A 25,865-nucleotide genomic window follows, 5' to 3' on the forward strand; every position below is an offset into this window, starting at 1 on the left:
ACCTGCCGCCCGGACAGCTCCCGGCGGCACGGCTCCTCGCGCGCCGCCGTCGGCCCGCCACCACCCTAGCCTGACGACCGATGCCCTCTTCGCCGCCGATCTCTTCGCTGCCGATACCCTCGCCGCTGCGCCGCTTCGCCTTCGCGACCTTCGCCACCATGGTCGCCGGCTTCGTCGACGCGGTCGGCTACGCACATCTGGGCGGGCTGTTCCTGTCCTTCATGAGCGGCAACAGCACGCGGCTCGGCATCCAGATCGCCGAGGCCGACCGTGCCCACGCCGCGCTCACCGCCTGCGTCATCGGCGGCTTCGTCACAGGGGCCTTTGCCGGCACGCTGGTCTCCGACCGCGCGGGGGAATGGAAGCTGACGGCGATATTGTGCGCCGAGATCGTGCTGTTCGCGCTCGCCTGGGCACTGGTCGCCAGCGGGGTCGGCTTCGCTGCGCTGCTGCCGGTGGCGCTCGCCATGGGCATGCAGAACAGCGTGCACCAGCTCGTCGCCGGGGCCGATATCGGCAAGAGCTTCGTCACCGGCGCGCTGTTCGGCCTCGGCCAGTCGCTGGCCCGTTTCGTCTCCGGCCGCGAAAGCGCGGGGGAGGCGACGGCCTATGCCGCCTCATGGGGATCCTTCGTCGCCGGCGCGGCGATCGGCACGCTGGTGCTGGCCGCGACCGGGCTGTCGGCCGCGGTGGGCGGGGCGTGCCTGCTATTGGTGGCGCTGGCCGCGCTCGCCTACGCGTTCCACGGCCATCTGCTCCACGCGGTGGGCGAGACGGGCGGCGACTGAGGCGCGCCGGTGGGCGGGCCCCCTGGCCCGCGCCTACCTCGCCCGCGCCTAGTTCTGGGCGATGGCCGCCTGCGCGGCGGAGACTTCCTTCAGGCAGGTCGCCTCGTCGCCAGCCGCCGCGGCCGCGTGGGCACGGTCGAGCGCCTTCTGGGCGTCTTCCGGCTGCAGGCCGTCGCCGATCTTGGCCTCGGTCTTGGCCAGCCCCATCGGGCTCGGGTCCTGGTTCAGCAGCGCGCCGCTGCTCTCCGGCGCCTCCGGGCCCTTCGCCGCCAGCTTCTCGATCAGCTTGTCGAGCGCGGCCTGGGTCTTGGTCATCTCCTGCGCGCAGTCGGCGAAGGCCGGGGCCGTGCCGAGCATTACCAGCGCGGCCAGCGTCGTCAGGAAGGGCTTCATGGGGTCTCTCTCCGGTGGACGGTCTCGACGGGTATCGAAGTCTAGCGCCAAGCGCCGCGGCATTTCGAGACGTGTCACGGTATTTCAGGAAGCGTCGCGGCTTTTCGGGCGCGGATGCGCCTCATCTCAGGTGCCGGAGACGTCCGGCCCGCCGGCGCAGCGGGCGAGCGGGCGACCGGCCGCGCGGCGGCGGAACACGCTCGGCCGGCGATCCTTCAGCGCCCCGCGCCGTCGCCGGCGCGCCAGCACCCCGGCGACCGTGAGGCGGCCGAGCATGGGATAGGCGGGCGAGCGCGAGCCGTCGGCCTCGGTCACCAGCATCGGCCGGCCGAGCTCGGCGCTCCAGCGCCGCCACTCGGCGACCACGTCGTCGATATGCGGCGCGCTGTAGAGCGTCACCGACAGCGCCGGATCGGGATGCAGCAGCACCACCGCGACGCCCTCGCCTTCGCCGTCGGGATCGAGCAGCGCCACGGCCAGCCCCTCATAGGCCGCCATGTCGATCCGCAGCTTCATCGGAATGCCGGCCATGCGCCGGCGCAGCAGCAGATGGTCGCGGTGCAGCTCGACGAGCCGCACACCGCCATCCGCGCACGGGTCGATCGACTGGAACGTCACCGGCCAGCCCTCGGCGCCGGCTGGCAGGTCCAGCGCCACATGGGGATAGGCCGTGATGGGAGGCAGCGCCTCCGACTTGAGCTGGCAGTTCATCATGCAACCCCGCCGTCCTTTCGGGCTCTCGCGGCCCGGTGTTGCGGCAAAGCTAGACCCGCCCCGGTCGCAGACGGCTTAATCGACATGGTTGACCGTTTCTTCGCGGGCGGATTTCCGGCGCATGCTTGATGAAACCTTGTCGCGAAAGCTTGATTTGAGCGGGTCCGGACCCGACATACGGCTTGCCAGAGCGGCAGCGACCGCCTAATCCCCCATGATGAACCAACCCCCGACAGAGGCGCCGGGCGGAGCACCCGAGGGTCCGCTCCCGACGCGACATCACGACCCTCTCGCCGACCCGGCCATCGCCGCCCGCCACCTCGCCGACTCCGTCGTCGCCGCCGGGGCGGTGGCGCTCGCCATGTTCCGCACCGGCGTGAAATCGTGGTCGAAACACAATGATTCCCCCGTCACCGAGGCCGACCTCGCCGTCGACGTGATGCTGCGCGAGCGGCTCAGCCTGATCGGCCCGGACTATGGCTGGCTGTCGGAGGAGACGGTGGACGAGCCCTCGCGCCTGTCGCGGCGCCGGGTGTGGATCGTCGACCCGATCGACGGCACCCGCTCCTACATGTCCGGCGGGCTCGACTGGTGCGTGGAAGCGGCGCTGGTGGAGGACGGGCGTCCGATCGCCGGCGCGCTGTTCGCCCCCGCGACCGAGGAGCTGTTCGTCGCCGTCCAGGGCGGCGGCGCGACCCGCAACGGCCTGCCGATCCGCGTCTCCGAGCGCAACTTCGCCGCCGGCGCGATGGTCGACGGGCCGGCGCAGTGGCAGAGCCACATAAAGGGGCATGACACGTTCCACCGCGTCCCGCGCATCCGTTCGCTGGCACTGCGCATCGCGCGCGTCGCCACCGGCGAGCTGGATGCGGCATTTGCGTCGCCCAATGGCAATGACTGGGACCTTGCCGCCGCCGACCTTTTGGTGCACGAAGCAGGCGGACGCCTGACAACACTCGACGGCCTCGCCCTGGCCTATAACGCGCCCGTGCCTCGTCATGGAGCGCTGGTTTCGGCCGGCCTGCGGCTGCATCCCTCCCTGACGGGCGGGGCGCGCTGAGGCGGGTTCGCAGGATCGCTATGCAACGGGAATCGACCGGGAACATGAACAGCCCCCAGCTTCTCCATCTCGTCTTCGGCGGCGAACTCGAGGACATCAGCGGCGTGACCTTCAAGGATCTCGACTCGCTCGACATCGTGGGCATCTATCCGAACTACGCGACCGCCCATACCGCCTGGAAGGCGAAGGCGCAGCAGACCGTGGACAACGCGCATATGCGCTACTTCATCGTCCATCTCCACCGCCTGCTGGATCCCGAGACCAGCACCGGCAGCCGCTGAGCCCGGCCCGGGTCCATGTGGCGTAAGTTGCGTACGTCGCAGGCGGTGCGCACCGCGCTCGGTCGCGGCATGGCATCGTATCTGCGTTTCGTCTGGCGGACCCAGCGCGTGGTGATGGAACCGGCGGATCTGTACGATCTCGCCGAAGTGCAGCTGCCGATGATCCTGACCTTCTGGCATGGGCAGCACTTCCTCACCCCGTTCCTGGTAAAGCCCCACCACAAGGCACGGGTCATGATCTCGCGCAGCGCCGACGCCGACGTGAACGCCATCGCCGCCGAGGCGCTTGGCATCGGCACCGTGCGCGGTTCCGGCGCGCAGGGGCGCGACTTCCGCACCAAGGGCGGCTTCAACGCGACGCTGGAGATGATCCGCCACCTGTCGGAAGGCACCAACGTCGCCATGACCGCGGACGTGCCGAAGATCGCGCGCCATGCCGGGCTCGGCGTGGTGACCATCGCCAAGCATTCCGGCCGGCCGATCTATCCGGTGGCCATAGCCACCTCGAACCGCATCCTCGCGCGCTCCTGGGACCGGGCGGCGATCCACCTGCCGTTCGGCCGGGCGGCGGTAGTCGCGGGCGACGGCGTGCGCGTGCCCGCCGATGCCGACGCGCAGGAGATGGAGGCCGCGCGGCGCGAGGTGCAGCGCCAGCTCGAGGTCGCGACCGCCCGCGCCGAGGAACTGGTCGGCCGGCGCGCCCCGCAGCTTCCCCATCCTTCCGCCATCGCCGACGGAAACACGCAGGGCTAGCATGCATGGCTAGACCGCGCTCCACCTTCCTGATCCGCCTCTACCGGCTCGGCACCTGGCTGGCGCCGCCCTTCGTGCGCCTGCTGCTGGCGCGCCGGCTGAAGCGCGGCAAGGAGGACCCGGCGCGGCTGCGCGAGCGCTACGGCCATGCCAGCGCGCCGCGGCCGAAGGGACCGCTGGTGTGGCTGCACGGGGCGAGCGTCGGCGAGATGCTGGCGGTGCTGCCGCTGATGGACCGGCTGCGCGCGCGCGGATTCAACGTGCTGCTCACCTCCGGCACGCTCACCTCGGCCAAGCTCGCCGCGAGCCGGCTGCCGCCCGACATCGTGCACCAGTTCGTGCCGCTCGATTCGCCGCTGTTCCTGCGCCGCTTCCTCAAGCACTGGCGCCCGGACCTCGTGCTGCTGGTGGAATCCGAGCTCTGGCCCAACATCCTGATCGAGGTGAACGCGCGCCGCGTGCCGCTGGTGCTGGTGAACGCGCGCATGTCGCCGCGATCCTTCGCCAGCTGGCAGCGCATCTCGACCAGCGTGAAGGCGCTGCTCGGCCGGGTCGACCTGTGCCTCGCCCAGGGACCGGACGACGGCGAGCGGCTGACGCAGCTCGGCGCGCCGCGGGTGGCGGTGACCGGTAACCTGAAGTTCGATTCGCCCCCGCCGCCCGTCGACCTCGCCGCCTTCGACACGCTGCGCGCCGCCTCGGCGGGGCGCGAGGTGCTGGTCGCCGCCTCCACCCATCCGGGCGAGGAGGAGATCGTGATCGAGGCCCATAAGCGCCTCGCCAAGGAGCGGCCGAACCTGCTCACCATCATCGCCCCGCGCCATCCCGAGCGCGGCCTGTCGGTGATCGCGCTCGCGAGCGAGGCCGGCTGCCCCGCCGTGCTGCGCTCGGACGGCTACCTGCCCGATCGCGGCACCTCGATCTATGTCGCCGACACCATCGGCGAGCTCGGCCTGTTCTACCGGCTCGGCCCGGTGGCGCTGCTCGGCGGCTCGCTGGTGCGCAAGGGCGGGCAGAACCCGATCGAGCCGATCAAGCTCGACACCGCCATCCTGCACGGCCCGCACGTCACCAATTTCAGCGATCTTTACGGCGCGCTCGACGCCAGCCGCGGCGCCGCGCCGGTCACCGACGCGCGCTCGCTCGCCGCCACCGCCTTCACCCTGCTGGCGGAACGGGCCGTGCGCCAGCGTATGATCGAGGCCGGCAAGACGACGGTGGCGAGCTTCGGCGGCGCGCTGGAGCGCACGCTCGCGGCCATCGATCCCTACCTGGTGCAGATAAGGCTGGAAAGGCATTAGCGACCATGCAGGCGCCCGACTTCTGGTGGCGACGCGAGCGCAGCACAATGGCGAAGCTGCTCTCCCCGCTCGGCACCGTGCTCGGGGCCCTGACGCTGGCGCGGATGCGCGGGACCGGCGCCTCGGTCGGGCTTCCCGTGGTCTGCATCGGCAACCCGACCGTCGGCGGCGCCGGCAAGACCCCGACCGCGATCCATCTCGCCCGCCGCCTCGCGCGGCAGGGGCGGCGCCCGGCGATCCTCACCCGAGGCTATGGCGGGCGCGAGCACGGGCCGGTGCAGGTCGACCCCGCCCATCACCACGCTGAGGATGTCGGCGACGAGCCGCTGCTGCTGGCACGCGCCGCCCCGACCTATGTCGCCCGCGACCGGATCGCCGGCGCGCTGACCGCGGTGCAAGACAGCGCCGACATCCTGCTGATGGACGACGGGTTCCAGAATCCGGCGCTCGCCAAGTCGCTGTCGATCCTCGTCGTCGATGCCGGGGTGGGGGTGGGCAACGGGCTGTGCGTGCCGGCCGGGCCGCTGCGCGCGCCGCTCGGCCCGCAGCTCGCGCGCGCGCAGGCGCTGCTGGTGCTGGGCGAGGGCGCGCCGGGCGAGCGGGTCGCGCGCGAGGGCTACGCGGCCGGCCTCGTCGTGCTGCGCGGGCGGCTGGCGCCGGAGGCGCAGGCGGTGGCGCGGCTGTTCGGCCGGCGGGTGCTGGCCTATGCGGGGATCGGCCGTCCGGGAAAGTTCTTCGAGACGCTGAAGAGCCTCGGCGTGCTGCCGGTGGTGACGCGGGAATTTCCCGACCACCACGTCTTCACGGCGGCGGAGGCGGCCGAGCTGCGCCAGCAGGCGGAGGAGGAGGACCTGCTCCTCGTCACCACGGAGAAGGACGCGGTGCGCCTTGCCGGAAGCGAGGCGGGGGAGGGGCTGCTCGAAGCCTCCGAGGTGCTCCCGGTCCGTCTCGCACTGGAGCCGCACAGCGCCAAGGCGCTCGACCGGATGCTGGCCGGCGCGATCGCCTGACGCGCATTCAGCGCGCGCGCACGCGCTCGGGATAGAGGCGGGCGAGCACGGCCTCGGGGGTGGCGTAGGCTTCCTGCAGGTCGACGCTCCAGTAGCGCAGCTCGTCGAGCGGGATCGGCTGGCCGGTCACCGCGCAGCGCACATAGGTGCCCGGACGCACGACGCGGAAGTCGCCGTCGAGATAGCGGACCTCGGCCTCGCCGGAGGCGGAAAATCGTTCGAAGCGGTTCATCGTGCGTGGCGGCGCATGGCGGCGCCCTCCTGTGGCCGGCGGGACAACATAATGAAACGGGGACCCCGGCCGCAAGTCGGGCCGCCGGCATCGGCCGGCGATGCGCCCGGACCGGGCGCGTCAGGTCTCGAACAAGGTGGGCTGCGCGGGCTCCTTCGGCAAGCCCCGACTGGACTTGCGCGTACCCCGCCCTGCCCCGCGCGCGGGCGCAGCGGCCGGCGGAACGTCTCCGGCTCCCGCCGCGACCGCGGCCACCGTGCCGTCGCGGAACTCGATCTCCAGCCCCTGCCCGGCGACCACCTCGCGCGCCGCATGCACCGGCGCGCCCGAAGCGTCGCGCACCAGCGCATAGCCGCGCGCCAGCACGCCCTTGTAGGACAGCGCCTGCATGAGCTGCTCGAGCGCGCGGAGCCGGCGCGCGCGCTCCTCATTGCCCCGGACGAGGCAGGGTGCGAGGCGCGCATGCACGCTCATCAGCCGCTCGCGCCCGTGGGCAATGCGCTCGCGATGGGCGTTCTCATTGGCGCGCAGCGCGCTCGCCAGCCGCCCGCGGACCAGCTCGAACCGCTCGCGCCGGCGCTCGACCAGCACAGACAGGCGCTGCGGCGCCAGCCCGCCCTCGGCGCGGGTGAGGCGAAGGCGGTGCGCGCTCGCATTGGCCTTCAGCGCACGCGGCAGGCGCTGGCCGGCGACGTCGAGGCGCTGGCGCGGCACGGCGAGCAGCGCGTCGGCGCTCGGCAGCAGGCGGGCGAGCGCGCGCAGCTCGGCGCGCCGGTATTCCGCGCCCCGAGCGAGCGCGCCGCCGAGCCGCGCATGCAGGCCCTCCACCTCGGCGACGAGTTCGCCGCGCACCGGCACCACCATCTCGGCGGCGGCGGTCGGGGTCGGGGCGCGCAGGTCCGAGGCGAAGTCGATCAGCGTCACGTCGGTCTCGTGGCCGACGGCGGAAATCAGCGGGATGGCGCTCTCCGCCGCCGCGCGCACCACCTGTTCGTCGGAGAAGCCGAGCAGGTCCTCGAGCGAGCCGCCGCCGCGGGCGACGATCAGCACGTCCGGGCGCGGCACCGGGCCGCCGGGCTCCAGCGCGTTGAAGCCGCGTATGGCGGCGGCGACTTCCGACCCGCAGGTGTCGCCCTGCACCCGCACCGGCCACACCAGCACGTGGCGCGGGAAGCGGTCCGACAGGCGGTGCAGGATGTCGCGGATCACCGCCCCGGTCGGCGAGGTGACGACGCCGACCACGCGCGGCAAGAAGGGCGGGCGGCGCTTGCGCTCGGCGGCGAACAGGCCCTCGGCGGCGAGGCGCTGCTTCCTCTCCTCCAGCATTGCCATGATGGCGCCGGCACCGGCGAATTCGAGCTGCTCGATGACGATCTGGTAGGAGGACTTGCCGGGAAAGGTGGTGATGCGCCCGATGGCGACCACCTCCAGCCCTTCCTCGGGCTTGAGCCGCAGGCGCTGGAAGGTGCCGCGCCACACCACGGCGTCGAGCCGGGCGCTGGTGTCCTTCAGGCTGAAATAGGCGTGGCCGGAGGAGTGCGGCCCGCGATAGCCGGAAATCTCGCCGCGCACGCGCACATGGCCGAACGCGTCTTCAACGGTGCGCTTGAGCGCCCCGGAGAGTTCGGAGACGGTCCAGTCGGCGGCATTGGAGGTTGGTGATTCTGTCAAAAAGTCAGACATGATGATGTCATAACCGGTTTCGCGGACGAGCGGAAACGGCCGCCACCCCTAGACTTCACAGCACCCCCTTGGCAACCAGGAGCTCCCGCATGGCAGCAACGGGATTGACCGCCGCACCGCAGAACGCGACCTCGAAATCAGCTATACGCAACGTGGGAGCATAGCCGTGTAGCGGCGGCAGTATATCGGCCAGCGCGTCGCGAAACGCCCGCTGCAGATGACGCCCTCCGCTACCCGGGAACAACGGCGGCTTGGGTGCTGCCCATCCCCCACTCCGGGGACGGGGTTCACGGTTCGATCGTACGCACCATACATTTCGGTCGAAGGCTAGCGGCACATCAGCTGGGTACGTATCCAGCGTCAGCTTCCTGTGGAGGTTGAAATGCTGACCTTCGTCAATCTCGACGACCCGCGGTCCCGCCTGCTCCGGCAATATCGCATCGATGCGCCTCGATTCGCGACGTGGCATCTGCTCCGGCAAATTGAGACCGGTGAGTGCACGGTAAATATCGCACAGGAGGTACCAACGCCCCGCACATTCTTGGGCTCCTGGCCGCAGCAGCCACGGTGGAGTCGCCTTTAGCAATTGCTGACCCGTCGCCGCCTCGATCAATTGAATAGCTTTCATCTGATGCACGAGGGGCATGGTGGAGCCTGTGTTGGATGTGTCGAGGGCGTCAGACTACCATCTACCGCTGCCGGAGCGCCCGCCGCGCTTGATCGCACGCCCGGCGCAGCCTAGGTTGCGCCCCTTTCCCGCCAACTGCCGGCCTCTCCAATGATCGATCCCGCCCTGCCGCCGCACATGCGCCCCGACAAGTCGTTCCAGGGGCTCATCCTCGCGCTCCATGCCTTCTGGGCGGACAAGGGCTGCGCGGTGCTGCAGCCCTACGACATGGAGGTCGGCGCCGGCACCTTCCATCCCGCGACCACGCTGCGCGCGCTGGGCCCGAAGCACTGGAAGGCCGCCTATGTGCAGCCCTCGCGCCGGCCCAAGGACGGGCGCTACGGCGAGAACCCCAACCGGCTGCAGCACTATTACCAGTACCAGGTGATCCTGAAGCCCTCCCCGTCCAACCTCCAGGACCTCTACCTCGCCTCGCTGGAGGCGATCGGCATCGACCTCAACCTGCACGACGTGCGCTTCGTCGAGGACGACTGGGAAAGCCCGACGCTCGGCGCCTGGGGGCTGGGCTGGGAATGCTGGTGCGACGGCATGGAGGTCTCCCAGTTCACCTATTTCCAGCAGGTCGCCGGCTTCGAATGCACCCCGGTCTCGGGCGAGCTGACCTACGGGCTGGAGCGCCTCGCCATGTATGTGCAGGGGGTCGAGAACGTCTACGACCTCAACTTCAACGGCCGCGAGGGCGACGAGAAGGTCACCTATGGCGACGTGTTCCTGCAGGCCGAGCAGGAATATTCCCGGCACAATTTCGAGTTCGCCGACACCGACATGCTGTTCGAGCAGTTCCGCATGGCCGAAGGCGCGGCGGCGAAATATCTCGAGGCCGGCTGGAGCGCCGACCGCAGCCGCCATCTCATGGCCCAGCCCGCCTATGACCAGTGCATCAAGGCGAGCCACGTGTTCAACCTGCTGGACGCGCGCGGCGTCATCTCGGTGACCGAGCGCCAGAGCTACATCCTGCGCGTACGCGAGCTCGCCAAGGCCTGTGGGGCGGCCTGGCTCGCCACCGATGCCGGCGGCGCCCCCGCCGCCTGATCCATCCACCTTCCCTCCACCGCGCCTCATGGAAGCTTCGCCGTGTCCGTGACGAGCCTTGACCAGCCATCCTACCGCGTTACCCGTCCATCCGAAGGCGGCGTGAGCCCGGCCACGCTGGTCGCCGGCGCGCTGGGCAACGCGCTCGAATGGTACGACTTCGCCGCCTACGGCTTCCTCGCCGCCATCTTCGCGAAGAACTTCTTTCCCGAGAGCGACGCCTTCGTCGGGCTGATCTCCGCCTTCGGCATCTTCGCCGCCTCCTTCCTGATGCGCCCGATCGGCGGCGTGGTGTTCGGCCATGTGGGCGACCGCTACGGCCGGCGGCAGGCGCTGCTGATCTCGGCGGCGATGATGACCTGCTCGACGGTGGCGATCGGCCTCCTGCCGACCTTCGCGACCATCGGCGTGCTGGCGCCGGTGCTGCTCCTGCTGCTGCGCCTGCTGCAGGGGCTGTCGATCGGCGGCGAGTACACCACCTCCGCCATCTTCCTCGCCGAGAACGCGCGCCCCGGCCGGCGCGGCCTGCTCACCTCCTTCGCCGGCTGCGGCGCCTCGGGCGGCACGCTGCTCGGCTCGATGGTCGGGGCGGTCACGGCGATGATGATGTCGAGCGACGCCCTGCTCGCCTGGGGCTGGCGGATCCCGTTCCTGCTCGGCATCGTGCTCGGCGGCTTCACGCTCTATCTGCGCCGCACCGCCATCGACGCCGAAGCCCACGAGCCGCCGCGGCCCGGCCCGGGCCATGCCGCGATGCGCGAGCTGCCGCTGCTCGTCGCGCTGCGCACGGACGGGGCCAGCATGCTGCGCGCAGTGGCGCTGAACCTCACGCTCGGCGCCGGCTTCTACATGCTGTTCGTCTACCTCACCACCTACATGCAGCAGGTGGACGGCCTGCCCGACCGGCTCTCGCTGCAGATCAACACCATCTCGATGATCGTGGTGCTGGTGCTGGCGCCGGTGTTCGCCGCCCTGACCGACCGCGTCGGGCGCAAGCCGGTGATCTGCGCCGGGCTCGCCGGCATGGTGGTGTTCTCCTGGCCGCTGTTCCGCCTGCTCAGCGCCGGCAATGCCGAGGAGGCGCTGATCGGCCAGCTCGGCTTCGCCGTTCTCATCGCCTCCTTCGCCGGGCCGATCCCCTGCGTGCTGGTGGAGATGTTCCGCCCCGCCACGCGCTGCAGCGCACTCTCGCTCAGCTACAACGTGGCGCTCGGCCTCGCCGGCGGCACCGCGCCGATGGTCGCGGTCTACCTCGTCAACCGCGAGCAGCTCGACATGGGGCCGGCGCTCTACCTCATGGCCATCTCGGCGGTGTCGTTCATCGCCGCGCTGACGCTGAAGGAAACCCGCGGCCGGCCGCTGGGCTGAGCGCGAGACAAATCCGCACTCCCGTCGCGCGCCGTCCCGTGCTAGGGCGTCCGGCGACATTCCTCCGGGGCGGGCGCCCGCCCACCCGCCAGCGCATCGAACCGTTCCATGCCCGATCTACTGCTCGAACTCTTCAGCGAGGAAATCCCGGCCCGCATGCAGGCCGACGCGGCGGAGACCCTGCGCAAGCTCGTCACCGACGCGCTGGTCGAGCGCGGGCTCGTCTATGAGGGCGCCAAGGCCTTCGTCACCCCGCGCCGCCTCGCCCTCGCCGTGCACGGCCTGCCCGCCGGGCAGCCCGACAGCCACGAGGAGCGCAAGGGCCCGCGCGTGGGCGCGCCCGAGGGCGCGATCCAGGGCTTCCTGAAGGCGGCGGGGCTGGAATCGATCGAGCAGGCGATCGTCGAGAGCGACCCGAAGAAGGGCGACTTCTACCTCGCCCGCATCCACCGGCCCGGCCGGCCGACGCCCGAGGTAGTGGCCGAGATCGTGCCCGCCATCATCCGCTCCTTCCCCTGGCCGAAATCGATGCGCTGGGGCTCGGGCAGCCTGCGCTGGGTGCGCCCGCTGCAGTCGATCCTGTGCACCTTCGGGCCCGAGACCGAAGAGCCGGAGGTGGTCCCGTTCGAGGTCGACGGCATCGCCTCGGGCGCCGTCACACAGGGCCACCGCTTCCTCGCCCCCGGCGCGATCCGCGTGCGCCGGCTCGAGGACTGGATGGCCAAGCTCGAGACCGCCTTCGTGGTCGCCGACCGCGAGCGGCGCAAGGACATCATCCTCGCCGACGCCAAGGACCTCGCGCTCGCGCAGGGGCTGGAGCTGGTCGAGGACGCCGGCCTGCTGGACGAGATCTGCGGCCTGGTCGAATGGCCGGTGGTGCTCATGGGCACCTTCGACGAGAGCTTCCTCGACGTGCCGGACGAGGTGATCCGCGCCACCATCCGCGCCAACCAGAAATGCTTCGTGCTGAAGGACCCGGCCAGCGGGCGGCTCGCCAACCGCTTCATCCTGGTCTCGAACCTGAAGGCCAGCGACGGCGGCAAGGCGATCATCGCCGGCAATGAGCGGGTCATCCGCGCCCGCCTGTCGGACGCCAAGTTCTTCTGGGACACGGACCGCCGGACCAACGCGACGGTGCCGCTCGCCGAGCGGCTGGAGAAGTTCGCCAACGTCACCTTCCACGAGAAGCTCGGCTCGCAGTTCGAGCGCATCGAACGCATCGCCGCGCTGGCCGAGACGCTCGCCCCCCTCGTCGGCGCCGACGCGAAGCTGGCGCGCGAGGCGGCGCTCTACGCCAAGAGCGACCTGCGCACGGAAGTGGTCGGCGAGTTCCCCGAGGTGCAGGGGCTGATGGGCAAGTACTATGCCCGCCTCGAGGGCCTGCCGGAGGAAATCGCGCTGGCGGCCGAGGAGCACTACAAGCCGCAGGGGCCGAGCGACCGCGTGCCGACCGCCCCGGTCTCGGTGGCGGTGGCGCTCGCCGACAAGCTCGACACGCTGGTGGGCTTCTGGTCCATCGACGAGAAGCCGACCGGCTCCAAGGATCCCTATGCGCTGCGCCGCGCGGCGCTGGGCGTGGTGCGCCTCGTGCTGGAGAACGGGCTGCGGCTCCGGCTCGCCGAGATCGTCGAGCCGGAGCTCCTCACCTTCTTCGCCGACCGGCTGAAGGTGCACCTGCGCGAGCAGGGGGCGCGGCACGATCTGGTCGACGCGGTGTTCGCCCTTCCCGGGCAGGACGACATCCTGCTGATCGTCAAGCGGGTCGAGGCGCTGGGCCGGTTCCTCGCCACCGATGACGGACGCACCCTGTTGGCCGGCTACAAGCGCGCGGCCAACATTCTGCGCATCGAGGAGAAGAAGGACGGCGTCTCCTATGCCGGCGGCGTCGACCTCGTGCTCCTCCACGAGCCGGAGGAGCGCGCGCTCGCCGAAGCGATCGCCAAGGTCGGCGAGCCGATCGAGAAGGCGCTGGAGGCGGAGGATTTCGAGGCTGCCATGGCCGAGATGGCAAAGCTGCGCGCGCCGGTCGACGCCTTCTTCGACAAGGTGACCGTGAACGCGCCCGATCCGGCGCTGCGGGCCAACCGCCTGCGCCTGCTCGCGGATATCCGTACCGCCACGCGCGCCATCGCCGATTTCGACCGCATCGAAGGCTGAGCGGGCGCGCCCCGCAGGGGCCGCGCGCCGGGAAACGCGTCCGAAGAACGTGCCGATGTCATGAGCGCATGGGGGAACCTTCCGCCGGCCCGCTCGCTTAAGGCGTTGCCACCCTTCGGAGCGTTTTCATGGACATCAACATCATTACCCTTCAGCCGTTCGTCGCGCTGATCGCGGGCATCCTCATTCTGGTGATCCCGCGCCTGCTCAATTTCATCGTCGCGATCTACCTGATCTTCGTCGGCGTGGTCGGCCTGCTCGGCCATGGCGGGCTCGAAAGCCTCACCCCCTGAACGTGAAAATGCCCGGGCCGAAGGCCCGGGCATGTCGTGCGCTGATCCCTCTTCCGCCGCAGGCTCATGCCCTCTCGGCGCCGCGGAGCCAGTCGACGCTCCACGGGCCGGGACCGGCGAAGACGAGGTAGAAGAACACGAAGCAGTAGAGCGCCGCCGTTTCGCCCCCGTTCACCACCGGGAAGAAGTCCTGCGGTGCGTGGACCAGGAAATAGGCCACCGCCGTCATGCCCGAAAGGATGAAGGCGGACGCGCGCGAGAACAGGCCGATCAGCAGCAGCAGGCCGCCGACGAGCTCGATGATGCCCGCCATGCCCGGCATGGTGGTGAGGCCGATGCCCGACATCTGGGTCACGGGGAAGCCGAGGATCTTGGTCGTCCCGTGCTCCAGAACCAGCAGCGCGGACATGACGCGCAGCAGGCTGAGGGCGTGGGGTGCGAGTCGGTTGAGAAAGCCAATCATGTGGGGCCCCTTCGCGGCGAGGATGATTCCGGCGCGCAGAACCTGCCCCAGCCGCGACCGGCCGGCAATCGGGCACCGCTCACATTCCGGTGCGAAAGGAGGAGGCCATGATGCACTGCGAATGATGGATTGAACGAAACCCCTCAACGGGCTAGACCATTCCTTGGGAAAGGGTCCGGCACGCTCGTCCTCTCCCGTGCGAACCTATTGTCGGTGCTTAATTTTTGGCCTCATCGCAATTTCCACCAGGGCGATGGGGTGGCTGGCGCCTCACACCAACAGGGCTTCCGAAATGACGAAATGGGTCTACACCTTCGGCGACGGCACTGCGGAAGGTGCAGCGGATATGCGCAACCTGCTCGGCGGGAAGGGCGCTAACCTCGCGGAAATGTCGAATCTCGGTCTGCCGGTTCCTCCCGGCTTTACCATTTCGACGGAGGTCTGCACCTACTACTACGCCCACGGCAATTCCTATCCCGACGACCTCAAGGCCCAGGTCGACACCGCCCTCGCCCATGTCGGCGAGCTGAGCGGGCGGACTTTCGGCGACCCGGCGAACCCGCTGCTGGTCTCGGTGCGCTCGGGCGCGCGGGCCTCCATGCCCGGCATGATGGACACGGTGCTCAATCTCGGGCTGAACGACGTCACCGTCGAGGCGCTGGCCGCCTCCTCCGGCGATGCGCGCTTCGCCTATGACAGCTACCGCCGCTTCATCCAGATGTACTCGAACGTGGTGCTCGACTTCCCGCACCATCATTTCGAAGAGGTGCTGGACGGCTTCAAGGCCGAGAACGGCTACGGCTTCGACACCGATCTCACCGCCGACGACTGGAAGGAGATCGTGGTCCGCTACAAGGCGCTGGTCGCGCATGAGCTCGGCCGCCCGTTCCCGCAGGAGCCGGCCGACCAGCTCTGGGGTGCCATCGGCGCCGTGTTCGGCTCCTGGATGAACCAGCGCGCCATCGTCTACCGCCGGCTCCACACCATTCCCGAGAGCTGGGGCACGGCGGTGAACGTGCAGGCGATGGTGTTCGGCAATATGGGCGACAGCTCCGCCACCGGCGTCGCCTTCACCCGCAACCCGTCCACCGGCGAGAACGCGCTCTATGGCGAGTTCCTGATCAACGCCCAGGGCGAGGACGTGGTGGCGGGCATCCGCACCCCGCAGAATATCACCGAGGCCGCGCGCATCGAGGCGGGCTCCGACAAGCCCTCCATGGAGAAGGCGCTGCCGGACGTGTTCACCGAGTTCCGGCGTATCGCGGGGGTGCTGGAATCGCACTATCGCGACATGCAGGACCTCGAATTCACCGTCGAGCGCGGCAAGCTGTGGATGCTGCAGACCCGCTCGGGCAAGCGCACCGCCAAGGCCTCGCTGCGGATCGCGGTCGAGCTCGCCAATGACGGCGTCATCACCCGCGAGGAGGCGATCGCCCGCGTCGACCCGGCCGCGCTCGACCAGCTTCTCCACCCGATGCTCGACCCGAAGGCGGACAAGAACATCATCGGCACCGGCCTGCCGGCCTCGCCCGGCGCCGCCTCGGGCGAGATCGTGTTCTCGGCCGACGACGCCGAGCTGCTGAAGAGCCAGGGCCGCAAGGTCATCCTGGTGCGCATCGAGACCTCGCCGGAGGACATCCACGGCATGCACGCGGCCGAGGGCATCCTCACCACCCGCGGCGGCATGACCTCGCACGCCGCCGTGGTGGCGCGCGGCATGGGCAAGCCCTGCGTCTGCGGCGCCGGCACCATCCGCGTCGACTACGCCGCCAGCACGCTGACCTCGGGCGGGGTGACGCTCAAGAAGGGCGACATCCTCACCGTCGACGGCGCCACCGGCCAGGTGATCGCCGGCGCCGTGCCCACGCTCCAGCCCGAGCTCTCGGGCGAGTTCGGCACGCTGATGGGCTGGGCCGACGGCGTGCGCCGCCTGAAGGTGCGCGCCAATGCCGAGACCCCGCTCGACGCCCGCACGGCGAAGAATTTCGGCGCCGAGGGCATCGGCCTTTCGCGCACCGAGCACATGTTCTTCGACGGCGAGCGCATCCGCGCCGTGCGCGAGATGATCCTCGCCGACGACGAGAAGGGCCGGCGCACCGCGCTCGCCAAGCTGCTCGCCGCCCAGCGCTCGGACTTCCAGGAGCTGTTCGAGATCATGGACGGCCTGCCGGTCACGATCCGCCTGCTCGACCCGCCGCTGCACGAGTTCCTGCCCCACACGGACGAGGAGATCGCCGAGGTGGCGGAGGGTCTCGGCGTGAGCCCGGCCAAGCTCGCGACCCGCAAGAAGGAGTTCGACGAGTTCAACCCGATGCTCGGCTTCCGCGGCTGCCGCCTCGCCATCGCCTTCCCGGAGATCGCGGAGATGCAGGCGCGGGCCATCTTCGAGGCCGCGGTGGCGGCGGAGAAGTCCACCGGCAAGCCGGTGGTGCCGGAGATCATGGTGCCGCTCATCACCGGCAAGCGGGAGTTCGACCTGGTCAAGGAGTCGATCGACACCGTCGCGCGCCTCGTCGAGGCCGAGACCGGCGCCACGCTGAACTACCAGGTCGGCACCATGATCGAGCTGCCGCGCGCCGCGCTGAAGGCGGGCGAGATCGCGGAGACCGCGGAGTTCTTCTCCTACGGCACCAACGACCTCACCCAGACCACCTACGGGATCTCGCGCGACGATGCCGGCACGTTCCTGGGCACCTATGTCGCCAAGGGCATCTTCGAGGTCGACCCGTTCGTCTCGATCGACACCGAGGGCGTGGGCGAGCTGGTGCGGATCGCCACCGATCGCGGCCGCTCGGTACGCCCGAAGCTGAAGCTCGGCATCTGCGGCGAGCATGGCGGCGACCCGGCCTCGGTCGCCTTCTGCGAGGAGGTCGGGCTCGACTACGTCTCGTGCTCGCCGTTCCGGGTGCCGATCGCCCGGCTCGCCGCGGCCCAGGCCGCGCTGCGCACGCAGGCCGCCAGCCAGGCGTAAGGCGCGGTCACGCGAGGCCCGCCCGCAAGGACGCGCCTCGCCAGAACCCGATGACGACGCGATGGCCGGGCCTGCCCGGCCATTTGCGTTTCGCCCGTCCGGTCGGTTTTTCCGCCTAGAGGCGGCGCAGCGGCAGCGTCGAGGCCAGCGCCACGGCGCACAGGGCGATGGCGCCGATCATCATGAAGCCGGCGCGGAAGGCGACCGCGATGTCGTGGCGGATCGCCGGCGTGACCGCGGCCAGCGTCGCCGGATCGGCACGCAGCAGGTCGCTCAGCATGCGCGAGGCGTCGCTGTGCGCCAGATTGATCATCATGAAGATCAGCGTGCCGACCAGCGCCGTGCCGAAGGCGGCGCCGAGCGAGCGCGAGAGCTGCACCGAGGCGGCGGCGCGGCCCAGCCGCTCGGGCCCCGCCGCCCATTGCACGGTGATCTGCACCACCGCCATCACGCTGCCCATGAAGAACGAGGTCACGCCCAGCGAGATCGAGGCCGCGGTGGTCGACATGTCGGGCGAGTGCCAGGCGAAGCCCATCAGGCTCAGCGCGGCGGCCGTCAGCCCCACGGTAGGGAAGATCGCGGTGCGGCCGGTCTTGCTCACCAGCCGGCCGGTAAGGATCGAGCCCATGCCGACGCCCGCCGTCATCGGCAGCATGATGAGGCCCGCCTGCCCGGCCGAGACGCCGTGGACCACGCACAGATAGATCGGCACGAAGGTGAGCAGCGACACGATGCAGGCGCCGTGCATGAAGGCGAGCGTGTCGCTGCGCCAGATCGCCGGGCTCCGCAGCAGGTTCAGCGGCAGCAGCGGAAGCAGGGCGCGGCGCTCGCGCCAGATGAGCATCGGCAGCAGCACCAGTACGGCCGCGACCAGCGCGCTGAAGGTCGGGACCGAGAGGTCGGCCGGGTTCTGGAGCTGCTCGAGCGCCACCAGCGCGAAGGTCACGAGCAGCGAGAACAGCATGACGCCGGGATAGTCGAAGCGGAAATCCTCCGGCATCAGCGGCGGCGAGGGCAGGCGCCAGACCAGCATCGCCGCGACCGCGGCGATCGGCAGGTTGATGAGGAACACCGACTGCCAACCGAGATATTCGGCGAGGATGCCGCCGATCACCGGCCCGAGCGTGCTCGCCGTCACGGCGATCGAGGCGGTGTAGCTCTGGTAGTGGCCGCGCTCGCGCGGGGGCACGGATTCGCCGATCAGCGCATGCGACAGCGTCATCAGCCCGCCCCCGCCCAACCCCTGCGCGAAGCGGCCGATCACCAGCATCTCGACGCTGGTGGCCATGGCGCACATCAGCGAGAACACCGCGACCAGGAACAGCGCGATCAGCAGCAGGCGCCGCCTTCCGAAGCTGTCGCCCAGTACGCCGAACACCGGCGCCGAGATGGTGATGGCGACGAGGTAGGACACCATGATCCAGGACAGCCGCCCGACGCTGCCGAATTCCTGGCCGATGGTCGGCAGCGCGGTCGCCACGATGGTCTGGTCGATGATCGCGAGGAACATCGGCAGCATGATCGCGGGAAACAGCGTGAGGAAGGGCGTGCGGGCTGTATAAGGAGCGTGCAAGGAACTGGACCGGCTGCAAGGGGGATCATCGCGAATAACGCGGCACCCCCGAAAAACACTCGACTTTCGCTGCCGTCCAATTCCAAATCCGACGCCGCCCATAACCTGAGGAATGGGTGGCATCGGGCAACCGTCGGGACGGGGAGCGCACGGTCCGTGAGCGGCATGAACATTCGGCAGATGGAGGTGTTCTGGGCCATCATGCGCACCGGCACGGTGACGGGCGCGGCCAAGTTCCTCGGCCTGTCGCAGCCGGCCGCGAGCAAGATCCTCCAGCACGCCGAAGACCTGATCGGCATGCCGCTTTTCACCCGCCGCGGCGGCAAGCTCCATCCCACCCGCGAGGCGGAGGACCTGTTCGCGCTGTCGGAGAGCATCTTCGACACGGTGGAGCAGATGCAGCGCGCGGTGCAGGACCTGCAGCGCGGCCATACCGGGCGGCTGCAGGTGGCCGCCACGCCCGGCATCACCACGACCCTGCTGCTGGCGCCGATCGCCCGCTTCCTGGTCGAGCGCCCGCAGGTGAACTTCTCGATGCGGATCCTCTCGTCGCACGAAATCGTGACCCGCATCGCGCGCAATCAGGTCGACCTCGGCGTGCTCTACGGCCCGATCCCGGACGCCTCGCTGCAGGCGATCGACCTCACGGGGCTCGACGTCATCTGCGCGGTGCCGGTCAACTCGCCGCTGGCGCGGCGCGACGAGATCACCCCGCGCGACATCGCCGGGGAGCGGCTGATCTCGTTCAACTTCAACCTGCCCTGGGCGGTGGGCGTCGCCGCCGCCTTCGAGGAGGCGGGCGTGCCGTTCCATGTCGGCGTGGAGGCGAACCACCCCACCGTCGCCATGTCGCTGGTACAGGCGGGGGTCGGCGTGGCGCTGCTGCCGAGCGACATGCTGAACTGGCGCGAATACCCGCAGGTCAAGCGCTTGCGCTTCGCCCCGCGCATGACGATCCGGCTCTACGCCGTCTGCCGCCCGGAGCGGCTGTCGCGGCTCGCCACCTTCTTCATCGAAAACCTGCGCACCTGCTTCGCCGAGAGCCCGCCCGAGCGTCTGGCCGGGCGGACGGGGTGAGCGCTACGGACGTTCCGGCGCGCGCCTACCCGCCCTTCGCGGCCGCCTTCAGCCGGTAGAGCGCCTCCAGCGCCTCGCGCGGGGTCATCTCGTCGGGGTCGAGCCCCGCCAGCGCGGACTTCACCGCCTGCGCGGCCGGGTCGGCCTTCGGCGCCGGCGCAGCTTCGGCCACGGGCGCGCGGTTGATGGCGGCGAACAGCGGCAGGTCGTCGAGGATGCGCTGGGCGGGCGCGGCGCGGTCGGCGTCCTCGAGCTCGCTCAGCACCGCCTTGGCCCGCGCCACCACGGCCGGCGGCAGGCCGGCCAGCTTGGCGACCTGGATGCCGTAGGAGCGGTCGGCGGCGCCCGGCACCACCTCGTGCAGGAAGATCACCTCGCCCTCCCACTCCTTCACCTTCACCGTCGCGTTGACGAGGCGGGTGAGGCGCTGGGAGAGCGCGGTCAGCTCGTGGAAATGGGTGGCGAACAGGCCCCGGCAGCGGTTCACCTCGTGCAGGTGCTCAAGGCTCGCCCAGGCGATGGAGAGGCCGTCGAAGGTCGCCGTGCCGCGCCCGATCTCGTCGAGGATGACGAGCGAGCGCTCGGTCGCCTGGTTGAGGATGGCGGCGGTCTCCACCATCTCGACCATGAAGGTGGAGCGCCCGCGCGCGAGGTCGTCCGCCGCGCCGACGCGCGAGAACAGCCGGTCCACCACGCCGATGCGCGCCGCCCGCGCGGGCACGAAGGCGCCCGCCTGGGCGAGGATGGCGATCAGCGCGTTCTGGCGCAGGAAGGTCGACTTGCCCGCCATGTTGGGGCCGGTCACCAGCCAGATGCGGCCGGATTTCGCGTTCTCCGGCGGGGAGAGCTCGCAGTCATTGGCGACGAAGGGCCCGCCCGAGGGGCCGTGCTCGCGGCGCAGCGCCTGCTCGACCACCGGGTGGCGCCCGCCCTCGATCGCGAAGTCGCGCCCGTCGTCGACCTCCGGGCGCACATGGCCCTCGTCCACCGCCAGCCGCGCGAGGCCGGCGGCGACGTCGATCACCGCCAGCGCCTCGGCGCAGGCGCGGATGGCTTCCGCATTCTCCAGCACCGCGGCGGCCAGCTCGTCGAAGATCGCCTGTTCCAGCGCCAGCGCGCGCTCGCCGGCGCTGGCGATCTTCGCCTCCAGCTCGGCGAGTTCGGTCGATTTGAAGCGCATCGCCCCGGCCATGGTCTGGCGATGCACGAACACGGCGTCGAACGGCGGCTCGCGCAGGCGCTCGGCGTTCTGCTGCGAGACCTCGACGAAATAGCCGAGCACGGCGTTGTGCCGGATCTTGAGCGACCGGACCCCGGTCTCCTCGGCGTAGCGGCGCTCCAGCGCCGCCACCACGCGCCGGCTCTCGTCGCGCATCGCCCGGGTGGCGTCGAGCTCGTCCGAATAGCCCGCACGGACGAAGCCGCCGTCGCGGCGGTTGAGCGGCAGTTCGTCGGCCAGCGCGGCGCCGAGCATCCGTGCGAGCGCGGGGTCGACGCCGCTCGCCGCGCGGACGGCCGCGGCGAGCTCGGCGGGGGCGGGAGAGGCCGCGATCAACTCGGCGATCGCGCCGCCTTCGGCTAAACCGCGCCCGATGGCGGAGAGATCGCGCGGCCCGGAGCGGCCCAGCGCCACGCGCGAGAGCGCGCGGGCGAGATCGGGCGCCCCGGCGAGACGCTCGCGCAGCGCGCCGGCGAGCGCCGCCTCGTCGGCAAGGTGCTCCACCGCGTCGAGCCGGGCGGCGATGCGGGCGGGATCGGTGAGCGGCTCGGCGAGACGCCGGGCGAGAAGCCGCGCGCCGGCGGCGGTGACGGTGCGGTCCACCGCCGCGCACAGGCTGCCGGTGCGCTCGCCGGTGGTGGTGCGCAGGATTTCGAGATTGGCGCGCGTCGCCGGGTCGATGACCATGGCGTCGGCGGCACCTTCGCGCTGCGGACGGTTCAGCGGTGGGCGGGCGCCGAGCTGGGTGCGCTCGATATAGGCGACGATGGCGGCGGAGGCGGCGAGCTCCGCGCGGGTGAAGCTGCCGAACGCCTCCACCGTGGCGACGCCGAAGAAGCCGGCGAGCCGCCTCTCGGCGCTGGCGCCGTCGAAGCTCTCCTTGGGCAGCGGCGTCACCGCCGGCAGGGCACGCCACAGCGGGCGCAGATGCGGCTCCTCATAGACGGCGTCGGCCACCAGGAGTTCGGCCGGCTCGATGCGGGCGAGGTCGGCGGCGAGCCGGCCGGCATCGGTCTCGGCAACGCGGAACGAGCCGGTGGAAATGTCGGCGAAGGCGAGCGCGTAGAGATAGCCGTCCTCGCCCTCGCTGCCGCGCATGCGGGCCACAGCCGCGAGCACGTTCTCGCGGCGGGCGTCGAGCAGCGCGTCCTCGGTCAGCGTGCCGGGGGTGACGAGGCGGATCACGTCGCGCCGCACCACGCTCTTCGGGCCGCGCTTCCTCGCCTCGGCCGGGTCCTCGGTCTGCTCGCACACACTGACGCGGTGGCCGCAGGCGATCAGCTTGTTGAGATATTCCTCGGCGCGGTCCACGGGCACGCCGCACATCGGGATGTCCTCGCCCAGATGCTTGCCGCGCTTGGTGAGCACGATGCCAAGCGCGCGCGAGGCGATCTCGGCGTCCTCGAAGAACAGCTCGTAGAAATCGCCCATGCGGTAGAACAGCAGGCTGCCGGGATTGGCGGTCTTGATCTCCACATACTGCGCCATCATCGGCGTGACGCGGTCGGTCGCGCCGCCCGCGCCGGGTGCACGCTTCACCTCGCCGGACGTGGTGTCATTCGCTCTCGCATCCATGGAACGACGCTGGCAGAGGCGCGGCCCGCGATGCAAGCACGCGCGCCGGTTATCCCCTCCTAGAGTTCGATGCCGCGCACGCCGTCCGGGTCCATCAGCCCCATCAGGCGGCCGGCCGCGGTGCGCGCGAGGCGCAGCGTCACCGCGCGCCGCGTCGCCCCGGGCATCGGGTGGCGGGGCGCCTCGCGCAGCAGCCCGGCGCCGAACTGGTCCGCGACCATGACGCCGGCATCCTCGGGCAGGATCTCGACCGGAAAGTCCGGCCCGACCGCGAAGAACAGCCGGTCGCAATGCAGGCGATAGTCCGCCCATTTGCGGTCGGTGCGGAAATCGGTGACCGACGACTTGATCTCCACCACCCACACCTCGCCGCGCCCGTCGATGGCGGCGATGTCGGCGCGCCGTCCTGAGGCGAGCGAGAACTCGGGCACACCGACCAGCCCGCGCGCCGCCAGATAGCGCAGCGCGCCGCGCTGGATCGCGCGGGCGGTCTCGGACTGGCGTCCGTCGAGCGGCATGACGATGGAGAGGGAAGCGAGCGCCTGATCCATGTTCGTACCCTATCCGTTCTCATTCGCGAACGGAAGGCGGCGCCCTGCCACACGACGTGCAATGTAAATTGAATGCAGACGGGCGTTACGTGCCGCGCGCGATTCGTCTAATAGGCACGCACTCCCTCCCGTGATCGCCTCCATGAACAAGTCGCCATCGCCCATCGAGCCGCTCAGTCCGCCGCCCGGACTGGTGCAGCTTTTCGTCGGGTTCCTGTCGGTCGCCGTGATCGCTTTCGGCGGCGTGCTGCCGATCGCCCGGCGCGCGCTGGTGGAGCGCTATCGCTGGATCACCCCGGACGAGTTCACCGAGCTGATCGGGCTCGCCCAGTTCCTGCCCGGCCCGAACATCATCAACCTGGCGATCGTGGTGGGCGGGCGCTTCTGCGGTCCGGCCGGCTCCGTCGTCGCCTTTCTCGGGCTGGTGCTGGTGCCGGGCACGGGCGTGGTGCTGGCGAGCATCCTGTTCAGCCACTATGCGGACGTGCAGGCGGTGTCGGACATGCTGGCGGGCCTCGCCGCCGCCGCCGCCGGGCTGGTGCTCGCGATGGGCGTGCGCATGGCGGAGCCGATCTATCGCCGCCCGCGGGTCCACACCATCGCCATCGCCGCCGCCGCCTTCATCGCCATCGCCGTGCTCGGCCTGTCGCTGCCGGTGGTCATGCTGACGCTGGGGGTGATCTCGATCGCCCTGTCCTGGTGGGTGGAGAGACGCCCGCGATGAACGATTCCAACCCGCTGGTCGCGCTCGCGCTGCACTTCCTGGCGATCTCGATCTTCGCCGTCGGCGGCGCTAATGTGGTGCTGCCGGAAATCCACCGGCAGGTCGTGGACGTGGCCGGCTGGATGAGCGACGTCCAGTTCGCCCAGAACTACGCCATCGCCCAGGCGGCGCCCGGGCCCAACATGCTGGTGGTGACGCTGATCGGCTGGCACGTCGCGGGCGTGTGGGGCGCGATCGTGGCGACGCTCGCCATGACCGGGCCGACCTGCGTCATTGCCTATGTCGTCGGCGGCATCTGGCACCGTTTCCGCGCCGCCCGCTGGCGCCGCGTCGTGCAGGGCGCGCTGGTGCCGCTCACCGTCGGCCTGATCATCGCCAGCGGCCTGATCCTCGCCGAGGGCGCGGCGCGCAGCTATGCCACCGCCGCCTATACCGCGGTTACCATGGTGGTGCTGCTTCTGACCCGCATCAGCCCGATCTGGCTGATGGCCGGCGGCGCGATACTGGGGGCGGCCGGCCTCATCTGAGGCAATCGCCTCTCAGCCCAGCCCTTCCTGCTCGATGGCGGAGGCACCCTCGCCGCGCGAGAAGGGCGGCAGCTCGGCGCCGGCGAGCGGCGTGCCGCGCTCGGGCGGACGGGCCTGGCTCTGCAGCCGCGCCACAAGCGAGAAGGCGCAGATCAGCGCCGCGACGCCGAACGCCACCGAGCCGATCGCCTGTCCGCCGATGACCCCTTCGGCGCCGAACCAGTGCCCGCCGAGCCAGACCAGCGGAATGGTGCCGATCGTCGCCCGCGCCCAGTTGAAGCCGGTCGACATCAGCGGCGCGCCGAGATTGTTGAAGGCCGCGTTGGCGGTGAACAGCGCACCCTGGAACACGAAGCTGCCGGCAGCATAGAGGCAGAAGAAGGCGACCAGTTCCTCGCCCTCCGGCGACAGGCCGAACAGGCCGGCGAGCGGCAGGCGCGCCAGCGCCAGGGCCAGCCAGATCAGCACGACATAGGAGATGATCAGCTTGAGGCTGTCGCGGATCGCCTGCCGCACCCGGTCGTAGCGCAGCGCGCCGACATTCTGGCCGACCACCGGGCCGATGGCGCCGGTGAGCGCGAAGAGCGGGCCGAAGGCGACCGGGATGATGCGCCCGATCACCGCCCAGGCCGCGATCGCCGCGTCGCCATGCGGCGCCAGAGCATAAGTGACGTAGGCATTGCCGACCGGGGTCGCGACATTGGTCAGGATCGCCGGCACGGCGATGGCCGAGAGCGGTCCGACATCGGCCAGGAAGGCGGACAGGCGCGGACGTTCGGCGAGATGATGGATGCGGACCACCGCGTAGAGCCCGTAGGCGGTCATCGCCGCGCGCGAGATCACCGAGGCGATCGCCGCGCCCTCGACGCCCAGCCCCAGCGCCAGGATCAGCAGCGGATCGAGCACCGCCGTGGCGAGCCCGCCGCACAGCGTCACCCACATGGAGCGACGCGCATCGCCCACCCCGCGCAGCACGCCCGAGGCCGCCATGCCGATGCCGAGCAGGGGCGTGGAGGGCAGCACGATGAGGAGAAAGCCGCGGGCGAGCTCCAGCGTGCGGCCGGAGGCGCCGAGCAGCGCCAGCATCGGCCCGACAAAGGGAAGCATCACCGCGACCAGCAGCACCGTCGCCAGCACCATGTAGACCATGGAGGAGGTCGACAGGCGCCGCCCGTCCTGCGCGTGGCCGCTGCCGATGGCGCGCGAGACCAGCGCCGAACCGGCGATCATCACCCCGATGGCGACCGAGGTGGTGAAGAACATCACCGTGCCGGCATAGCCGATCGCCGCCGCCAGTTCCTCCTCGCCGAGCAGCGAGATGTAGAACAGGTTGAGCAGGTCGACGACGAACACCGCGACGAGGCCGATCGAGCCGGTCGCCGTCATCACCGCAACGTGACGCAGCGTGGAGCCCTCGACGAAGCGAGGTCTG

24 protein-coding genes are annotated in these 25,865 nt (G+C 70.5%); 14 read left to right on the forward strand and 10 right to left on the reverse strand.

Annotated features, from left to right (window positions below):
• The first annotated feature begins 80 nt into the window (after positions 1–80).
• The gene (locus NVS83_RS07745; RefSeq protein ID WP_258738810.1) at positions 81–788 is read left to right on the forward strand and encodes a YoaK family protein; all 708 of its coding nucleotides are present in this window, start codon (positions 81–83) and stop codon (positions 786–788) included.
• A gap of 48 nt (positions 789–836) precedes the next feature.
• On the opposite strand, the gene NVS83_RS07750 is transcribed toward NVS83_RS07745, so the two are convergent.
• On the reverse strand, positions 837–1,181 hold the full coding sequence (locus tag NVS83_RS07750) for a hypothetical protein (protein WP_258738811.1): 345 nt from the start codon (positions 1,179–1,181) through the stop codon (positions 837–839).
• 126 nt (positions 1,182–1,307) lie between these two features.
• A complete protein-coding gene (locus NVS83_RS07755; RefSeq protein WP_258738812.1) occupies positions 1,308–1,895 on the reverse strand; it encodes a DUF6101 family protein in 588 nt (195 codons plus the stop codon).
• A 214-nt stretch (positions 1,896–2,109) separates the two neighbouring features.
• On the opposite strand from NVS83_RS07755, the gene NVS83_RS07760 reads away from it, so the two are divergent.
• The 5 genes from NVS83_RS07760 to lpxK are packed head-to-tail and all read left to right on the forward strand — an operon-like array spanning position 2,110 to position 6,300.
• Positions 2,110–2,955 (forward strand): 3'(2'),5'-bisphosphate nucleotidase CysQ, encoded by an 846-nt coding sequence (locus tag NVS83_RS07760; RefSeq protein WP_258738813.1) that lies wholly within the window; start codon positions 2,110–2,112, stop codon positions 2,953–2,955.
• 44 nt (positions 2,956–2,999) lie between these two features.
• Positions 3,000–3,236, forward strand: coding sequence for a DUF4170 domain-containing protein (locus NVS83_RS07765; protein WP_258731942.1), 237 nt, complete (start codon positions 3,000–3,002; stop codon positions 3,234–3,236).
• Between the two features lie 15 nt (positions 3,237–3,251).
• On the forward strand, positions 3,252–3,989 hold the full coding sequence (locus NVS83_RS07770; RefSeq protein WP_258738814.1) for a lysophospholipid acyltransferase family protein: 738 nt from the start codon (positions 3,252–3,254) through the stop codon (positions 3,987–3,989).
• A gap of 5 nt (positions 3,990–3,994) precedes the next feature.
• Complete coding sequence (locus NVS83_RS07775; RefSeq protein ID WP_258738815.1) at positions 3,995–5,290, forward strand: 3-deoxy-D-manno-octulosonic acid transferase; 1,296 nt, start codon at positions 3,995–3,997, stop codon at positions 5,288–5,290.
• A gap of 5 nt (positions 5,291–5,295) precedes the next feature.
• The gene (lpxK, locus tag NVS83_RS07780; RefSeq protein WP_258731945.1) at positions 5,296–6,300 is read left to right on the forward strand and encodes a tetraacyldisaccharide 4'-kinase; all 1,005 of its coding nucleotides are present in this window, start codon (positions 5,296–5,298) and stop codon (positions 6,298–6,300) included.
• Between the two features lie 7 nt (positions 6,301–6,307).
• On the opposite strand, the gene NVS83_RS07785 is transcribed toward lpxK, so the two are convergent.
• The 3 genes from NVS83_RS07785 to NVS83_RS07795 form a co-directional block, all read right to left on the reverse strand.
• Entirely contained in the window at positions 6,308–6,532 is a 225-nt protein-coding gene (locus NVS83_RS07785; RefSeq protein ID WP_258731946.1) for a DUF2093 domain-containing protein, read from the reverse strand.
• Positions 6,533–6,652: 120 nt separating this feature from the next.
• On the reverse strand, positions 6,653–8,215 hold the full coding sequence (gene xseA, locus NVS83_RS07790) for an exodeoxyribonuclease VII large subunit (protein ID WP_258738816.1): 1,563 nt from the start codon (positions 8,213–8,215) through the stop codon (positions 6,653–6,655).
• 55 nt (positions 8,216–8,270) lie between these two features.
• Positions 8,271–8,861, reverse strand: a complete 591-nt coding sequence (locus tag NVS83_RS07795; protein WP_258738817.1) for a hypothetical protein — start codon at positions 8,859–8,861, stop codon at positions 8,271–8,273.
• A 132-nt stretch (positions 8,862–8,993) separates the two neighbouring features.
• On the opposite strand from NVS83_RS07795, the gene NVS83_RS07800 reads away from it, so the two are divergent.
• The 4 genes from NVS83_RS07800 (at position 8,994) to NVS83_RS07815 (ending at position 13,753) form a co-directional block, all read left to right on the forward strand.
• Positions 8,994–9,935, forward strand: a complete 942-nt coding sequence (locus NVS83_RS07800; RefSeq protein ID WP_258738818.1) for a glycine--tRNA ligase subunit alpha — start codon at positions 8,994–8,996, stop codon at positions 9,933–9,935.
• 102 nt (positions 9,936–10,037) lie between these two features.
• Positions 10,038–11,303, forward strand: a complete 1,266-nt coding sequence (locus NVS83_RS07805) for an MFS transporter (RefSeq protein ID WP_258738819.1) — start codon at positions 10,038–10,040, stop codon at positions 11,301–11,303.
• A gap of 108 nt (positions 11,304–11,411) precedes the next feature.
• Entirely contained in the window at positions 11,412–13,460 is a 2,049-nt protein-coding gene (gene glyS, locus NVS83_RS07810) for a glycine--tRNA ligase subunit beta (RefSeq protein WP_258738820.1), read from the forward strand.
• 128 nt (positions 13,461–13,588) lie between these two features.
• Positions 13,589–13,753: a DUF3096 domain-containing protein gene (locus tag NVS83_RS07815; protein WP_258738821.1), complete on the forward strand. Its 165-nt coding sequence runs from the start codon at positions 13,589–13,591 to the stop codon at positions 13,751–13,753.
• Between the two features lie 64 nt (positions 13,754–13,817).
• Here the strand turns inward: NVS83_RS07815 and NVS83_RS07820 are convergent, their stop codons facing one another.
• The gene (locus tag NVS83_RS07820; protein WP_258738822.1) at positions 13,818–14,216 is read right to left on the reverse strand and encodes a DoxX family protein; all 399 of its coding nucleotides are present in this window, start codon (positions 14,214–14,216) and stop codon (positions 13,818–13,820) included.
• Positions 14,217–14,508: 292 nt separating this feature from the next.
• On the opposite strand from NVS83_RS07820, the gene ppdK reads away from it, so the two are divergent.
• The gene (gene ppdK, locus NVS83_RS07825; protein ID WP_258738823.1) at positions 14,509–17,187 is read left to right on the forward strand and encodes a pyruvate, phosphate dikinase; all 2,679 of its coding nucleotides are present in this window, start codon (positions 14,509–14,511) and stop codon (positions 17,185–17,187) included.
• Between the two features lie 115 nt (positions 17,188–17,302).
• On the opposite strand, the gene NVS83_RS07830 is transcribed toward ppdK, so the two are convergent.
• Positions 17,303–18,760 carry an MFS transporter gene (locus NVS83_RS07830; RefSeq protein WP_258731954.1) on the reverse strand — a complete coding sequence of 486 codons (1,458 nt, stop codon included), beginning with the start codon at positions 18,758–18,760 and terminating at the stop codon, positions 17,303–17,305.
• Positions 18,761–18,925: 165 nt separating this feature from the next.
• Between NVS83_RS07830 and NVS83_RS07835 the strand changes: the two genes are divergently transcribed.
• Positions 18,926–19,837: a LysR family transcriptional regulator gene (locus tag NVS83_RS07835; protein ID WP_258738824.1), complete on the forward strand. Its 912-nt coding sequence runs from the start codon at positions 18,926–18,928 to the stop codon at positions 19,835–19,837.
• Positions 19,838–19,862: 25 nt separating this feature from the next.
• Here the strand turns inward: NVS83_RS07835 and mutS are convergent, their stop codons facing one another.
• Both mutS and NVS83_RS07845 read right to left on the reverse strand, forming a co-directional pair.
• Positions 19,863–22,631, reverse strand: a complete 2,769-nt coding sequence (gene mutS, locus NVS83_RS07840; protein WP_374115027.1) for a DNA mismatch repair protein MutS — start codon at positions 22,629–22,631, stop codon at positions 19,863–19,865.
• A gap of 59 nt (positions 22,632–22,690) precedes the next feature.
• On the reverse strand, positions 22,691–23,182 hold the full coding sequence (locus NVS83_RS07845; RefSeq protein ID WP_258738825.1) for an MmcB family DNA repair protein: 492 nt from the start codon (positions 23,180–23,182) through the stop codon (positions 22,691–22,693).
• Positions 23,183–23,324: 142 nt separating this feature from the next.
• Here NVS83_RS07845 and NVS83_RS07850 point away from each other — a divergent pair, with 142 nt between their 5' ends.
• Together NVS83_RS07850 and NVS83_RS07855 are read left to right on the forward strand one after the other, a co-directional pair.
• Positions 23,325–23,906 (forward strand): chromate transporter, encoded by a 582-nt coding sequence (locus tag NVS83_RS07850; protein WP_258731958.1) that lies wholly within the window; start codon positions 23,325–23,327, stop codon positions 23,904–23,906.
• Entirely contained in the window at positions 23,903–24,433 is a 531-nt protein-coding gene (locus tag NVS83_RS07855; RefSeq protein WP_258731959.1) for a chromate transporter, read from the forward strand. Before NVS83_RS07850 ends, NVS83_RS07855 begins: the two co-directional genes overlap by 4 nt.
• Positions 24,434–24,445: 12 nt before the next feature.
• Here the strand turns inward: NVS83_RS07855 and NVS83_RS07860 are convergent, their stop codons facing one another.
• The gene (locus NVS83_RS07860) at positions 24,446–25,819 is read right to left on the reverse strand and encodes an MATE family efflux transporter (RefSeq protein WP_258738826.1); all 1,374 of its coding nucleotides are present in this window, start codon (positions 25,817–25,819) and stop codon (positions 24,446–24,448) included.
• Between the last annotated feature and the right edge of the window lie 46 nt (positions 25,820–25,865).

Source organism: Ancylobacter mangrovi, assembly GCF_024752335.1.
Classification (GTDB): Bacteria; Pseudomonadota; Alphaproteobacteria; order Rhizobiales; family Xanthobacteraceae; genus Ancylobacter; species Ancylobacter mangrovi.